This window comes from Halanaeroarchaeum sp. HSR-CO (assembly GCF_024972755.1).
Taxonomy (GTDB): Archaea; Halobacteriota; Halobacteria; order Halobacteriales; family Halobacteriaceae; genus Halanaeroarchaeum.
This window is the reverse complement of sequence record NZ_CP087724.1, coordinates 1,815,392-1,829,594: the sequence shown is the minus strand read 5'-3', so window position 1 is coordinate 1,829,594 and position 14,203 is coordinate 1,815,392. Positions and strand designations below refer to the sequence as shown.

Sequence of the window (14,203 nt, the reverse complement as noted above, 5' to 3'; positions counted from 1 at the left end):
GGGTGCTCAGAAGAGGAAGACGGAGATCGCGAGGAGGATGCTCGGGACGGCGACGGCCAGGTAGATTGGCGTGCTCCAGCGTTTGACGGTCTTGCCGTCCAGACCGCCGATGGGGATCATATTGAATCCGGCGAGCAGGAGATTGATCTGGACGCCGCGGGTCCCGATCAGTGGCGCGACGTAGACGAGCGGCGCGAAGACCACCGCGAGTGCGAGGTTGGTGAGCGGGCCGGCGACCGCGATGTGGCCGTGCTGGGCGTCGGTGAGACGACCGCGGTGGAAGACCGCCCCGGGGGCGGCAAAGATGAATCCGGCGAGGCCCCCGGCGATGGCCAGCGCCAGAAACGAGTAGTCGGCGCGAAATTCGGCGTACTGACCGTAGTGGACGGCGACCACCTTGTGCGCGAGTTCGTGGAGGAGAAAGCCGACACCGACGGTCACGAGGCTGACGAACATCGCCGAGACGAACGCGGACGAGCCGAGGAAGTCGAACATGGTGGCTGGCCGGACCCGCTGGAAGAACAGCGCGAAGGCCAGTCCCAGCGCCAGCCACGCGAGGAGGAGGTCACGGAGCTCTCGCCCGGTGAACCTCACGTGAGCACCCTCCAGATGAGTTCGGCACTGTTGGACGCCCCGGTCTGCATCGCGTTCGTCACGCCGGCGACGCTATCGAAGGGACCGCCCAGAAGCGGGAGAACGAGGACCGGGAACAGGACGCTCGCGATCATACTGCCGATGTTGGTCAGTGCCACGATGGCGATGAGTCTGAACAGCGGCACGTCGAGCATGTCCTTCGCCAGCTCTCGTACCGGCCGTTCCTCGTCCTCGAGGATCTCGTTGAGCGAGCCGATGTCACCGACGTTCACGGACGTGTATCGCAACTCGACGAAGCCCGCGAACCATCCCGGCGCCAAGAGGGGGTTCAGACTCGTCATCCAGGCGACGAGGCCGCCGACCCCCGCACTGGTCCAGTGAGCACCGGCGAGCATCGCCAGCGAGAACGCGAGGATGCCGTTGAACAGGAACCAGGCGGCGAAGACCCGAAAGAGGACCGCGTTGCCGACTCCGGCCATCGCGAGCAGGACGAAGAAGACGAGAAAGCCGATGGTCAGGACGTACCCGATCAGCTTGAACCACGGAAAGCCCCCCGAGGAACGACCGGTGAGCGACTCCATGGGCGGGAGCGTCTCGGGGTTGTCCAGGTACTCGACGATGCCGGCACGATGCCCAGCGCCGACGACGGCGACCACGTTCGCTCCCCGCTCGCGGAGGCCCACGAGGTTGTGTGCGAGATACGCGTCGCGCTCGTCGATGAGCGCCGCGGCACCGCGTGGGCTGAACCGTCGGAACTCCTCGAGCATCGCCGTGACGACGTCGGCGTCGGTCAATTCCTCGACGTCTATCTCTTCGTCCTCGCTAGCACCACCGATGCCGGCCACCGCGAGGATCAGTTCCCAGACGAGTCGCAGTTTCTCACGAAGCCGCATCTGGGCCCAAAAGCGCTGGATCGTGATCTGGATGTCCCGGTCGATCAAGGCGACGTCCGCACCGATGCGCTCGGCCGTATCGACGCCGGCGCGCATGTCCGCGCCCGGTTCGACGTCGAACCGATCACCCAGTCTGGCCTGGACGTAGGAGAGCAACCAGTACGCGAGGAACTGGAAGGCGACGCTCCCGTGGAGGAGGTCGCGGGCGTCGATGTCGTCGGGGGCCTCCCCTTTCAACTGCTTGAACCGCGATTCGTCGAGTTCGACCGCCACCACGTCCGGGTCGCGCTCTTCGACGATGCGCTCCACCTCGTCGGCGCTCTCCTGGGAGACGTGTGCGGTCCCGACGACGTGGACCGATCCCCCGGAGTCGCTCGCACCGACGGTACCCTCACTCATTACCCGATTTCACCCGCCCGCGGCCCTTACGTGTGTCGAACCATCGTGGGAGTGGGTGTCAGAGGACTCTTTGTTCGGAGCGGTCAAACCCTGGGTATGACCGACCTCGTCGACACCTTCATCGAGAACCGCTGGATCGTCCAGCCCAATCACGCCAACATCGTCGAGACCGCCCACGGGGGGAACGTCGTCAAGTGGATGGACGAGGCCGGGGCGATGGCCGCGATGCGCTTCGCCGGCGAGACCTGTGTCACGGTCCGGATGAACAGCGTCGACTTCAAGCGTCCCATCCGCACCGGCGACACCGCACTTATCCAGGCATACGTCTACGACGCGGGCCGGACCAGCGTGAAGGTCCGTCTGCGGGCATATCGCGAGAATCTCCGAACCGGCGAGCGGGAACTGACGAGCGAGTCGTACTTCGTCTACGTCGCCATCGACGAGGACCGGAACACGGTCGAAGTGCCCGACCTGACGGTTGCCACCGAGCGAGGCGAGGAGTTGCTCCAGGCGGCGATGGCGGCCAACGAAAGCGAGGTCGATCTCTGAGGTGAGTTAGGCCGTCTCGATGCCCCACGAGATCCGACTCCAGACGCGTTCCCAGAGGTAGTAGAGAAGGGTCTTGCCGACGGCCGCCGTCACGCCGATCTTCGCCGCCGGTCCGGCACTCCCCGTGTAGACGTAGGCGACGAGGAACACCAGGGACGTCGCGAACAGGCGATAGCTGGCTGCCTTGACGATCGACCGACGATGGCTCGCTGCCGTCATTGCACGTAGCCCAACTCCTCGAGTTTCCGCCCGATGCGACGGGCCTCTTCGTCGGTGATGGCCCCCTCAGCTTCCATCTCGCGAACCAGCAGGTGCTTCGCGAACTCCTTCGCACTCCCGAACGGTTCGTCCTCGATGTAGGCTTCGACGTCCCGGACGAACTCCTTCTTGAACGAAATCGTGGTGTACTCGCTCACGGTCGAGGTGTCTGTCGCCAGCCACAAAAATCTAATTACATATAATTAGGCGGTGCCTCCCGGGCTGTCCGGACGGTGGAACCATTATTACATCTGAACAACAAGTTATCGGTATGGCACTCTCCACCGATCCACCCCGACCGCCGGACATCACCTCGAACATCGCGGCAATCGAGGTCGGTGACAGGCCGGAGTCGGCCCATCGGGAGGAGATCGAGACGATGCTCCGCGACGGGGCCTGGGTGCGGGCGTTCGGCGAGTGGGCTGAACACACCGACCTCACCGAGCACGACTGGGCGGTCGTCACCGACCTCGGCCTCACCGACGACTTCGACTTCTGGTGGAATGCGGAGGACGAGCAGGTCCGGTACGACCCTCCGGAGATCCCCGAGGACTGGACGGAGCGTGACGTCCATCCCAACCTCGAAACACACTCGCAAGCGTCCGCGATCACCCGCGGACTGGACGAACTCGGCCAGACGGTGAGCGACCTGCTCCAGCAGGAGTACGTCGACTGGGACACCGTCGAACCGAGCGACGAGCCCGAGTGAGACGGTACAGCCAAGTGCACCCCGACGGGACGACCTGGTATGCAATCGCGGGCGGACGTCGTGGTCGTCGGCGGTGGAGCCACGGGTACGGGGATCGCCCGGGACCTGGCCATGCGTGGGGCCGACGTGGTCCTCCTCGAGAAGGACTCGCTCGCCGAGGGCACCTCGGGTCGAATGCACGGGCTGTTGCACAGCGGCGCCCGCTATGCCGTCTCCGACCCCGAGAGCGCTCGACAGTGTATCGCTGAGAATCGGATCCTCCGCGAGATAGCGACCCACTGCGTCGAAGCGACCGGCGGCCTGTTCGTCCAGCTACCCGCCGACAGTGACGACTACTTCGAGCGAAAACGGGACGCCTGCGAGGACGTGGGCATTCCCGTCGAGGAGATCACCGGGGAGGCAGCTCGCCAGGAAGAGCCCCTCCTCTCCGACGACGTGGAACGCGCCCTGCGGGTTCCCGACGCGGCGGTCGACCCGTTCCGCCTCGTCGCGGCGAACGCGGCGAGCGCCGAGAACCACGGCGCGACGATACGGACACACACCACCGTGACCGACGTCCGTCGCGAGGACGGATCGGTGGTCGGCGTCGAGGTGTCGGGGACCGATGGCGACCCCCGGGATACCCTCCGGGCCGACCACGTCGTGAACGCGGCAGGTCCCTGGGCCGGCACCATCGCCGACATGGCCAGCGTCGAGGTCCCGATGCGTCTCTCCACGGGCGCGATGGTCGTCACGAACGTTCGCCAGGTCGACACCGTACTCAACCGCTGCCGCCCCAAGTCGAGTGGCGACATCCTCGTGCCACACGAGACGACGGCCATCCTCGGAACGACCGACCGCGATGTGGCCGGCCCAGAAGACCGCGACGAAACTCGGGCGGACGTCGATTTCCTGGTCGACGAACTCGCGTCGATGGTGCCCGAACTCCGGAAGGCCCGCCGCATCCGTGCGTACTGGGGCGTGCGCCCGCTCTACGATCCGGCTGGCGACCCCCATTCGCCGACCGACCTCAGCCGCGAGTTCACCGTCCTCGACCACGACGAGCGTGACGACGTCGATGGGTTCACGACGGTGGTCGGTGGGAAATTGTCGACCTACCGCCTGATGGCCGAACGGGTCGCCGACCGGGTGGCAGCGCATCTCGGCATCGACGCAGCGTCGCGGACGGCCGACGAGCCACTGCCGGGGAGCGACGGTGACGTGGATTTCCGGGCCATCATGCGTCGATACGGGCTCCGGAGCCCGATTGCGAAACGGACCGCCGACAGGTTGGGCGACCGGTCGACGGACGTCCTGGACGGCCACGAGGATGCTGGACGCCAGGTTCTCTGCGAGTGCGAGGCCGTCACCCGCGCGGAGGTCCGCGACGCCATCGAGACGGTCGGAGCAGACGTCCAGGCCGTCAGAAAACGCACCCGAGCATCCATGGGGACGTGTCAGGGGACGACGTGCGCCCACCGTCTCGCCGGCGAGATCGCCGACGAGTACGGCCCGCGCGCGGGTCGCGACGCCCTCGAGGACCTGACGGCGGAACGTTGGCGGGGGCAGCGATACGTGGCCGACGGCGACCATCTGGACCAGCTCGCACTCTTCTATTCCATCCACGGCGGGACGTTCAATCGTTCTCGTGGTCCTGCCGCATTTCGTGAGGTCACCTTGGAGCGATTCGCGGGAGGCGAGCACGATGGCTCGTGAGTGGGACGTGGTGGTCGTGGGCGGCGGTCTCGCAGGACGGATGGCCGCTCTCGCCGCGACTGCTGCCGGTGCCTCGGTCCATCTCGTCACCGAGACGGAGGACGCGCTACGGCACTCGAGCGGGCTCTTCGACGTGCTCGGGTATGCATCCGGGGCGGACGAACCGATAAGCCACCCGTTCGACCGATTCTCGGAACTCCCCGCGGAGCATCCGTATTCACTGCTCGGCGAATCGACGGTGCGGGAGGCGCTCCGACACGTCGGGTCGGCCGTGGGCGCGGATTTCGTCGGGCTGGAAACCGCCAGGAACGGGCTGTTCGTCGGCCCCCTGGGAATTCCGACGGTCGCACTCGGCTATCCACAGTCGGTCGGACCCGGCCTTCTGTCAAAGGGGGGCGACATCCTATTGGTCGATATCGATCCGCTGCAGGACTTCGATGCCTCGATGGCCGCGGAGAATCTCGACCGCTCCATCCCTGCTGTCGACGTCGACGCCGTCAGCATCAATCTTTCCGAAGTGTCGGCGCCAGGAACAGACCGGCTCGAACTCGCTCATCGATTGGATCGAGAGCAGTCGAGACCGGCGGCACAGCGACCGGTCCTCTCTGAACTCGGTGCGGAACTGGCTGCAGTCGCCTCGGGGTACGACCGCGTGGGAGTGCCAGCTATGCTTGGTGTGAGCAACCCCGGGGCGGTTCGACGAACTGTCGCCGAGCACGTCGACGCCTCCCTCTTCGAGATTCCGACGGGACCACCGAACGTGCTGGGGATTCGTCTCGACGACGCCCTCGAGGAAGCGATAGCCGAGACTGACGCGCTAGTTACCCGGGGCCCACGAGTGGCCGATTATCGGGCCGAAGCCGGCCGAATCACTGCTGTCAAGATCGACAGGGACGGCGCCACGGAGTGGATCCGCGGCCGGCAGTTCGTCCTGGCGACGGGCGGACTCGTCGGCGGGGGATTGCATGCGACCCACGATTCCATCGTCGAACCGGTTTTCGGGTGTCCGGTTACTGCACCCGGCGACCCTCAGGACTGGACGGCGGATCGACCGTTCGACGTCCAGCCCTTCGCGAGCGTTGGCGTCTCGGTCGACGAACAGTTGCGACCGCTCGACGGAGAAGGGCACCCCCACCCTTTGAACCTGCGCGCGGCTGGTGACGTCCTCGGTGGATTCGACCCGGTCGCCGAAGGATCCGGTGCTGGCGTCGCCACCGCGACGGGCTATGCAACTGGCCGGTGGGCGGCCCAGGAGGCACGATCGTGAGCGACCAGCGCCAGAGCATCGCGCAGCTACGGGTCGAGACGGACGCGTGCTATCAGTGCTCGACCTGCGATACGGTCTGCCCGGTCGCGCCGATCGACGACTCCTTCCCCGGCCCGAAGTTCCAGGGGCCCGAACAGTGGCGCCTTCGTGACGACGAGACGCCGATCGATCCCTCTATCGAAGCGTGTTCGAACTGCCTGCGCTGCGATGCGGCCTGCCCCGAGGGTGTCTCGATGAGCGAGTTGCACAACGAGGCCCGGGCCGAACACGCGGCGTCGCGGTCCTCGTTGTCGGCGAAGCATCTTCGCGATCGGCTCCTGGCGAACTACGGCCTGCTCGCCCGGGTCGGGAGTGCCGTCCCCCGCCTCTCGAACGCACTCGCGAACAACCGGCTGGTCCGCTGGACAGCCGAGCGCCTGCTCGGAATCACCGCCGAGCGGGACGCACCGACATTCGCCACCCAGACGTTTCGGGAGTGGTGGGCCGAACGTGGCGGCGCGCAGGTCGCAGATCCCGAGAAGCGCGTCGCGTACTTCCACGGCGATTACGCGAACTACCACACGCCCGCCGTCGGTCGTGCCCTCGTCGCGGTCTTCGAGCACTTCGGCTACGAGGTGCGGGTGCCCGAACAGCGCTGTTCGGGGACGCCAATGTTCGCCAACGGGTTTCTGGACGACGCGAGACGGGTTGCGTCGTTCAACGTGGACCGCCTCGCACCACTGGTCGAGGACGGCTACGACGTCGTCGCGAGTTGCACCTCGTGTTCCTTTGCCATCCGGTCGGAGTACCCGGACTTGTTCGAGATGGACGGCGTCTCGATGGTCAGCGACCACACCTACGACGCCCTCGAGTACCTGCGGGCGAACGAGCCACTCGAAGCGGAACTGGCCGAATCCTCGCTCGACGTCGGCACCCTGTCATATCACGCTCCCTGTCACGCCCGCAACCAGGGCCTCGCTGGGCAGACGCCAGACACGTTCATCGGGGTCGAAGGTGTCGAGGTGGTCGACGTCGGCGATTCCTGTTCGGGGATGAGCGGCACCTACGGCTGGAAGGAAGAGCGATACGAGACATCGATGGCCGTCGGTCAGGAGCTGTTCGATGGGATCGAGGCGACGGAGAGTGGGGACGGCGTGACCGAATGTCCCACGTGTGCGATGCAGATGGAACACGGAAGTGACGTCTCCGTGTCGCACCCGCTCGAACTGCTGCGAGACGCGCTCGTCGACTAACTTCGAGGGCTTGCCCGGTCACTCCTCGGTCGCGATGTCCTCGAACTGGTCGAGCATGAACGCCGTGACGTCGATCGTGTCGCTGAGGAGCCGTGCTCGCCGACGCTCCCAGATCGCCGGATCTCGCTCCAGTATGTGTCTCGCCGCCTCGATCGCTCGCTCCGACCGGTTCGCCCCCGAGATGTTGGTCACGAGCCCGTACGTGGTCTCCAGCTCCTGCAGGACGCCGGCTTCGAGGGTCGAGACGAAGATGGCTGGCGTCCCGAGGATGGCGCTCTCCGTGGCCATCGTCCCCGATTCACCGATGAACAGGTCCGCGTAGTACAGCAGGTCGTGGATCCGGTCGGATTCGATGGCGAGTTCGCGTGCGGCAAGCGAATCGGGCAGGTCGGCCTCCGCGGAGAGGAAGACGTCCACGCCCATCGCCTCGAGTGAGTCGACCACGTCGATCAGGTCCTCGAATCCGCTATCGCCGATGTCGTGGGTCGCGTTCCAGGCCACGGTTCGGACGACGACGAACCGGTCCCCCGGCTCCAGGCCGATGTCGTCCAGGATACTCGGGTCCGGTTGGAACCGGTTCGGATGGAGATACGCGAGGTCGTGGAATCCAGCATAGCGGATCTGTTTGTCCGAGATGTCGTTCTGGTAGCTCTCCGGCGTGAAGATACGATCGACGAACGGGCCGACGACGAGCTTCTGGAACCGGTTGTGTTCCGTGTCCCAGAACGCGACCGTCGTGGCGCCCAGCATTCTCCCCACGAGCATCGATCCGAGACCGTCGACGACGAGATCCGGTCGCCCGGTCAGGGCCGCTCGGGCAAACGCGAGTTCGAATTTGGCCTGACTGCGGATGACTCCGAGTTTCGAGTCGCCAGTGTCGGCGAGGACGGTGTATTCGATCTCGTATGCGTCGAGGAGGTCGCGGATCGAGTCCGAATTCCGCGTGAACACCCGGACGTCCCAGCCGCGGTCGTCCAGTGCCCGTATCGCGTGTCTGTAGAGGTGTACCCGGGCCGGATGCAGGATGACGAACCAGATTCTCATCGTCGATCGTCCCCCCGAGAGCAGTGGCTGGGGCCGGTCCGATTCACTTCCCCGGGTAGCCCCTGTCGTCCGACTGCTCGGCGTTCAGCGCGACCCGATCCGATCGTGCTCATCACGGTTCGGTTCTCGGTCGGGGTATTTTGGAAACGACTCATTACGGTCGCAATTCGGTCGTCTCAGTCATCGTCGTCAGTGGGGACCGGGAATCGACTCTCGCTACCGAGTGCCCGATAGAGGTGGTTGACGAGCCCGTACTGGAGCACCGTCGACCACGGCAACAGCGAGTAGTAATTGCCTTCTTCGGGTTGTGGCTCTCCCTCGTACCCCTGCTCGATCTTGAGGATGGCCTCCCGGACCAGGGCGGCAGACAGTGCACCGATGGTGTTCGTCATGGCGATGGGGGTGTCGAAGAGCCCGATCCGATAGCGTTGCTGGGCGACGATTCGCCCGGCGTCGAACGATTCGGTCATGCGATGGACGGTGACGCCGCCCGTCCGCTCGGCGTTCGCCCACTGCGCCCGGTGGACGCTCAACCCCTTGTAGGCCGGCAGATAACTGCTGTGGACGTTCAACGCCGCCTGCTCCGGCATCTCGAGGGCCTCGTCGGGCACCAGGTAGGTCCAGCCGATCGAGACGAGGTAGTCACAGCCGCCGATCCGCTCTGTCGCCCGCTCGATCGCCCCTTCCTGCTCGCTGGAGTCGCTGCAGACGATCGTCGGATACCCCTGAGAGCGAGCCGCCTCCGCCGCCGTCCCCGACGCGGAACTCACCACGCAGGCGACCGACGCATCGACCACGTCCCACTCCTCGGCGAATCGATCGATGGTGGTCCGACTCTTGTTCGAGGTGGCATTGACGAGGAAGACGATCCGTAGCGGGTCATCCCGCTCCGAGCGCTCGGTCATGCTAATCTCTCGAGGACGCCATCGAGCGTCTCGTTCACCAGTCGCCGCCCGACCAGGACTGTCGCGTAGGCCGTCGGTAGCGGATCGTCTTTCGCCAGTTCGGCGACGACCAGCGTGTCCGAATCGATCGACGCCCACCACTCTCCGAGGGATTTCGTCCACTCGGGATGCGAGCGACGGTAGAAGTACAGACTGTTGGGGAGGTCCTCGAAGGCCTTCACCCAGGTCACCGAACCGTCGGGGACCGAACTCTCCTGGTAGTCGAAGGTGTAGGTGTTTTTCTGGTCGGCGTACGCCATCCACGGGAGACTGACCCCGGTGGCTGGCGTGATACCGATCCACGACCAGCTACGCGGGTTGACCTCGATGAGGAAGTACTCCCCCGTCTCGACGTCTCGTTTGAACTCGAACTCGCCGATGCCGTGGTAGCCCAGGTCCTCGCTCATCGATTTCACCATCGCGACGAGGTGGTCGGGGACCGACTGGGCCTGTCCGACCTTGCAGTCGCCGATGTCGGGTGGATACCCCCGAACCTTCCGCCCGGTGAACAGTCCTTTCACCTCCCCTTCGTTCGCGTACACGCCGACGGTGTACATCTGGTCCGACATCCCCCGGACGTACTCCTGGACGACGAAGTGCTCGATGACGTCTTCGTACTCCTGGCGGAACCGCTCGAGTTCGTCCCGGGTCTCGAAGACCTCGAGGCGGTTCTCCGAGAGCGCCTCGACGACCGCCTGCTCCTCCGCGGAGAACTCCGGCCCCGACCCGTCGCCGAAGAGTCTGTTGTAGAGGAGGGCGACCGTCGAGTCGAACATCATGTCCGGCACGCCGGTCGCGTCGTTGGGTTTCGCCGCGACCGGGAAGGCCGATTCGGGGACGTCGTCCAGCTCGTCACCCATCCAGCTTCGAGGAACGGGATAGTCCCGCTCGGTGGCCCACTCGCCGAACGCGTCCTTGTCGATCAGCAGGTCGACGGTCTCGGCATCGGCGACGCCCGTATGGTAGTGCTCGGCGAGTTCTTCGCGATGATGGGCGACCGCAGCGGCCCAGTGGTCGTTCGTCGGAATCAACACGGGTTTGTCGTCGAATTCGTCGGCGATGTCCAGCAGGTACTCGACGAATCCCGCCTCGTCGGTCGTCGGATTCGGACACGAGCGGTAGGTCGCGTACCGACTCGTGGTCCCGACGTTCCGGAAACTGTCGAGTGCGTAGACGTCGATACCCCGCCGTCCCAGCTCCTGGATGATGCTGAGGCCGTTGAACGCGCAGTTGAACACGAGTGCCGTCATGCGGACGGCTCCCTCGCGGCCGTTGGGTCACCCATTACTATTAGTCCTCCCCACATGTGATTACACTAACAGGATACTTCCGCATGAACGGCCATATTTGTTTCGCTGGTGACCTGTTTACTGGCGGGTTACTCCTGCGAGAGACCCCCACGAACGTCGTCGAGTCGGCGACGTTCCGGTCGGCTGCGCTCCGAATCGCGAACCTCGAACACGCCATCGGCACGGGCGACCCGATTCCCCGGAAGTCCACGCTCCACGCGCCACCGGAAGCCGTCGACCACCTCCAGGCGCTGTCGATCGACGCGGTCTCGCTGGCCAACAATCACATGCAGGACCTCGGACCCGAGGGTATCGAAGAGACCATCCGACACCTCGACGCCGGCGGTATCGACTGGTTCGGTGCCGGTCGAACCCTCGAGGAAGCGGCCGAACCGTATCGAATCGACGACGACCTGGTCGTCTTCGGATTCTGTGCGTTCGATAGTCCGTCGCTCACGAAGATCGAGGTCGCGACCGCGGATTCGCCTGGCGTGAATCCCCTCTCCAGGGACCACGTCGACGAATCCCTCCAGGACCTCGACCCGGGAACGCGGGCCATCCTCTACGTCCACTGGGGGATCGAGAACGTCTCGGTCCCGCCAGTCGCGGTCGTCGAGTTGGCCCAGGACCTCCTCGACCATCCTCGGGTCGCGGGCATCGTCGGTGCCCACCCCCACCGAGTGCAGGGCTACACCGCTTACGGCACCAAACGAGCGTATTTCTCCCTCGGGAATTTTCTCTTCCCCGACTTTCACCTGAAACCTCCCGTCGCGGTCGCGGACGTTCCCGCCGATTACGCGGCCGAGTACCGGACGAAGCGATACCACCCCGTGACCGAGGTGACCCGGAAGACCTGGCCAGCGACGGCACGAACCTCCCTGTTGGTCACCTACGATTCCGACAGCGGAGCCTTCGATCACGTACCGCTCTTCCAGGATGCGGCGGACCCCCGCGTCCGAGAGTTGACCGGTCTCCGACGAATCGCCGTGCAGGCCTGGGTGGCGATCTCGAAACGGATCGTGGAGGGTCCCCCAGCGCTCCACAGAACCCTTCTCACCGCCAATCGCGTGGGGTACACCCTCGGGAACACCCTCGGTATCATCCGGTTTCTCTACCGGCAGAACGGGGCGACGTGGCTCCTACAGTTGTTCCTCGTCGGATTGGTGGCCACGATCGACCCGCGGACTGCGATGAACGACCGCCTGTACGAGTTCTTCGAGGAGTGACTGGCGGAATCGTCTTCATCACCTACGGAGCGACCGTGACGACCGGAACCGGAGCGGTTCGAACCGTCTTCTCGGCCACGCTCCCCAGCAGGACCCGCTCGATGCCGCTTCGACCGCTGGTTCCCATGACCACGGCGTGGATGTCGTTCGACTCGATGGCGTCCGCGATCACCGACGCGGGCGACCCGTATTCGAGATACGTCTGGACCGCGGGGATATCGTAGCCCTCGGCTGCCTCCACGACGTCCTCGATGGCTTCGTTCGCCGGTCGCTCCAGGGCGTCCTCGGAGAGCGTCGCCCGGGCTTCGGGTCCCACCCACGTGTCGTCGACCACCGAGAGCACGTGGACCGAGGCGTCGAGGGTCTCGGCGAGGTCGAGTCCGTGCTCGGCGGCCGCCCGTGCGCCATCGCTCCCGTCGGTCGGAATGAGGACGTTCTCGTAGGGGAATATCAGCCGCTCGTCCGGGCGCATTCGAGCGGTAAGTACGGGCACTTCGGAGAGACGAACGACCTTCTCCGTGACGCTACCGAGCAGGTGGTGGGAGAGACCCGTTCGCCCGTGGGTCTGCAGGACGATCAGGTCGTAGTCGAAATCCCTGGCGTACTCGACGATGGTCGGTGCCGGCCTGCCCTGAACGACGTCGGTGTCGTAGTTCACGTCGAGTGTTTCGAGCCTGCTCGCCACGTTTGCGACGACGCGCTCTCCCTCTCGCACCAGCCCGTCGAGAACCTCCCCGTCGACGACGGTGACGCTGTCCCGAGTCGTGTCCGCGACGAACAGCACCTGGACGGTCGCTCCGGTCTCTCGTGCGATTGCGCCGGCGTGGTCGACGATCTCGGCAGCACCTTCGCTGTCGTCGACCGGAAGGAGGATGGATCCGTACATTGTCGATAGATCGACATACGCCGAACAGTCACATAGTCGTTCTCACGATCACCCGGACTCGGCCGTCCCGATCAGAGCGGAAAGAGACCTCGGAAGGCGACGACGGCGGCGACACCGGCCACCAGCGCCAGGAGGATGTTCTCCGTTCGCCACATGACCACGCCCGTCACCGCCGCTGCGCCCCACTCGGCGGGACCGCCATTCGCGAGTTCGGGGCCCAGGAGCGCGACGACGATGGCGCCCGGAAGCACCGACACGCCCGCCTCGAGGCGGTCGCTCACCTCGAATCGACTCAACACCCACAGTCCGCCGAGTTTGGCGACGACCGTGACCGCGGCCATCCCGAGGATGACGCCCACGACGAGCGGGTCCAGCGCGAGGGCCTCACTCCCGATCATAGCGGATCACCTCGACGACGCCGGCGGCGATGCCACCGAGGAGGATGTACCATCGACCCGGAAGGACCTGGGCTGTCCCGAGTGCGACCACGAGCGCGGTCGTCCAGGGCACGATCGAGGCCGTCCCGTCCCACAACTCGACGAGGAGGGCGACGAACACGGCCGCGAGGACGAAGTCGATCCCGTACGCCGCCGGGTCCTCGATCGTGCCGCCGGCGAGTGCACCGACGATCGTCGCGAGCACCCACGCCAGCCAGAGGGCGAGTCCACTCCCGAGGAGGAATGCGCCCCGACGGTTCCCGGCTTGTAGGTCGCGAAGCGTCAGCGCCCAGTTCTCGTCGGCCATGAAGAAGAGGCTCCCGAAGGCCCGTCGCGCAGAGAGGTGTTTGAACCAGGGCTGCAACGCCGCGCCCATCAGCGAGTATCGGAGGTTGACAGCGAACGTCGTCACCAGAATGGTACCCACGGGGAGCGGGTCGGTCCAGAGTTCGACCGCGACGATCTGGGAGGCCCCCGCCAGGACGGTCGCGCTCATCAGCGCCGCCTCGGCGACGCTGAACCCCGTCTGCTTGGCGAGGATGCCGAAGGCGATGCCGTAGCCCCCGACCCCGAGTGCGACGGGAAGCCCGATGACGAACCCAGCCCGAAGTCCGGAACGACCGAAGCTGACGGTCCCGTCACTCGTATCGGGATTGCTCTCCGGAGACGTCCCTGGAGAGGGTGCACTCGTGTCGGACGACGTCGAGGGCGGCATCGTTCGATCCAGTGTACCTTGCCGCCGTTGCCGTGAAAACGCTCTCGACTCGCCGCCGACGGTCCT

16 protein-coding genes are annotated in these 14,203 nt (G+C 65.5%); 6 read left to right on the top strand and 10 right to left on the bottom strand.

Annotated elements, in window-relative coordinates:
- Nucleotides 1-6 precede the first annotated feature (6 nt).
- Both HSRCO_RS09410 and HSRCO_RS09405 read right to left on the bottom strand, forming a co-directional pair.
- Nucleotides 7-594: a metalloprotease gene (locus tag HSRCO_RS09410; RefSeq protein WP_259517394.1), complete on the bottom strand. Its 588-nt coding sequence runs from the start codon at nt 592-594 to the stop codon at nt 7-9.
- Entirely contained in the window at nt 591-1,886 is a 1,296-nt protein-coding gene (locus HSRCO_RS09405; RefSeq protein WP_259517393.1) for a TraB/GumN family protein, read from the bottom strand. Before HSRCO_RS09405 ends, HSRCO_RS09410 begins: the two co-directional genes overlap by 4 nt.
- Before the next feature lie 96 nt (nt 1,887-1,982).
- On the opposite strand from HSRCO_RS09405, the gene HSRCO_RS09400 reads away from it, so the two are divergent.
- Nucleotides 1,983-2,435 (top strand): acyl-CoA thioesterase, encoded by a 453-nt coding sequence (locus HSRCO_RS09400; protein ID WP_259517392.1) that lies wholly within the window; start codon nt 1,983-1,985, stop codon nt 2,433-2,435.
- 6 nt (nt 2,436-2,441) lie between these two features.
- On the opposite strand, the gene HSRCO_RS09395 is transcribed toward HSRCO_RS09400, so the two are convergent.
- On the bottom strand, nt 2,442-2,654 hold the full coding sequence (locus HSRCO_RS09395; protein ID WP_259517391.1) for a DUF2061 domain-containing protein: 213 nt from the start codon (nt 2,652-2,654) through the stop codon (nt 2,442-2,444).
- Nucleotides 2,651-2,851: a hypothetical protein gene (locus tag HSRCO_RS09390; RefSeq protein WP_259517390.1), complete on the bottom strand. Its 201-nt coding sequence runs from the start codon at nt 2,849-2,851 to the stop codon at nt 2,651-2,653. Before HSRCO_RS09390 ends, HSRCO_RS09395 begins: the two co-directional genes overlap by 4 nt.
- Nucleotides 2,852-2,964: 113 nt before the next feature.
- On the opposite strand from HSRCO_RS09390, the gene HSRCO_RS09385 reads away from it, so the two are divergent.
- Genes HSRCO_RS09385 through HSRCO_RS09370 form a run of 4 tightly spaced genes read left to right on the top strand, consistent with a single transcriptional unit; the run spans nt 2,965 to nt 7,596 of the window.
- Nucleotides 2,965-3,402, top strand: a complete 438-nt coding sequence (locus HSRCO_RS09385) for a hypothetical protein (protein WP_259517389.1) — start codon at nt 2,965-2,967, stop codon at nt 3,400-3,402.
- Between the two features lie 39 nt (nt 3,403-3,441).
- Nucleotides 3,442-5,097 carry an anaerobic glycerol-3-phosphate dehydrogenase subunit GlpA gene (gene glpA, locus HSRCO_RS09380; RefSeq protein ID WP_259517388.1) on the top strand — a complete coding sequence of 552 codons (1,656 nt, stop codon included), beginning with the start codon at nt 3,442-3,444 and terminating at the stop codon, nt 5,095-5,097.
- Nucleotides 5,087-6,364, top strand: coding sequence for a glycerol-3-phosphate dehydrogenase subunit GlpB (gene glpB, locus HSRCO_RS09375; RefSeq protein ID WP_259517387.1), 1,278 nt, complete (start codon nt 5,087-5,089; stop codon nt 6,362-6,364). Before glpA ends, glpB begins: the two co-directional genes overlap by 11 nt.
- Nucleotides 6,361-7,596 carry an anaerobic glycerol-3-phosphate dehydrogenase subunit C gene (locus HSRCO_RS09370; protein ID WP_259517386.1) on the top strand — a complete coding sequence of 412 codons (1,236 nt, stop codon included), beginning with the start codon at nt 6,361-6,363 and terminating at the stop codon, nt 7,594-7,596. Before glpB ends, HSRCO_RS09370 begins: the two co-directional genes overlap by 4 nt.
- Nucleotides 7,597-7,614: 18 nt before the next feature.
- On the opposite strand, the gene HSRCO_RS09365 is transcribed toward HSRCO_RS09370, so the two are convergent.
- From HSRCO_RS09365 to HSRCO_RS09355, 3 genes are all read right to left on the bottom strand, one after another.
- Nucleotides 7,615-8,640 carry a DUF354 domain-containing protein gene (locus HSRCO_RS09365; RefSeq protein WP_259517385.1) on the bottom strand — a complete coding sequence of 342 codons (1,026 nt, stop codon included), beginning with the start codon at nt 8,638-8,640 and terminating at the stop codon, nt 7,615-7,617.
- A 176-nt stretch (nt 8,641-8,816) separates the two neighbouring features.
- Nucleotides 8,817-9,545 carry a formyltransferase family protein gene (locus tag HSRCO_RS09360; RefSeq protein WP_259517384.1) on the bottom strand — a complete coding sequence of 243 codons (729 nt, stop codon included), beginning with the start codon at nt 9,543-9,545 and terminating at the stop codon, nt 8,817-8,819.
- Nucleotides 9,542-10,834, bottom strand: coding sequence for a hypothetical protein (locus tag HSRCO_RS09355; protein WP_259517383.1), 1,293 nt, complete (start codon nt 10,832-10,834; stop codon nt 9,542-9,544). The genes HSRCO_RS09360 and HSRCO_RS09355 overlap by 4 nt, the downstream gene beginning before the upstream one ends.
- Nucleotides 10,835-10,917: 83 nt before the next feature.
- Here HSRCO_RS09355 and HSRCO_RS09350 point away from each other — a divergent pair, with 83 nt between their 5' ends.
- Nucleotides 10,918-12,099: a CapA family protein gene (locus HSRCO_RS09350; protein WP_259517382.1), complete on the top strand. Its 1,182-nt coding sequence runs from the start codon at nt 10,918-10,920 to the stop codon at nt 12,097-12,099.
- A gap of 22 nt (nt 12,100-12,121) precedes the next feature.
- On the opposite strand, the gene HSRCO_RS09345 is transcribed toward HSRCO_RS09350, so the two are convergent.
- From HSRCO_RS09345 to HSRCO_RS09335, 3 genes are all read right to left on the bottom strand, one after another.
- Entirely contained in the window at nt 12,122-12,985 is an 864-nt protein-coding gene (locus HSRCO_RS09345; RefSeq protein WP_259517381.1) for a universal stress protein, read from the bottom strand.
- Between the two features lie 71 nt (nt 12,986-13,056).
- A complete protein-coding gene (locus tag HSRCO_RS09340; protein ID WP_259517380.1) occupies nt 13,057-13,383 on the bottom strand; it encodes an AzlD family protein in 327 nt (108 codons plus the stop codon).
- A complete protein-coding gene (locus tag HSRCO_RS09335; protein WP_259517379.1) occupies nt 13,370-14,137 on the bottom strand; it encodes an AzlC family ABC transporter permease in 768 nt (255 codons plus the stop codon). The genes HSRCO_RS09340 and HSRCO_RS09335 overlap by 14 nt, the downstream gene beginning before the upstream one ends.
- Nucleotides 14,138-14,203: the final 66 nt, after the last annotated feature.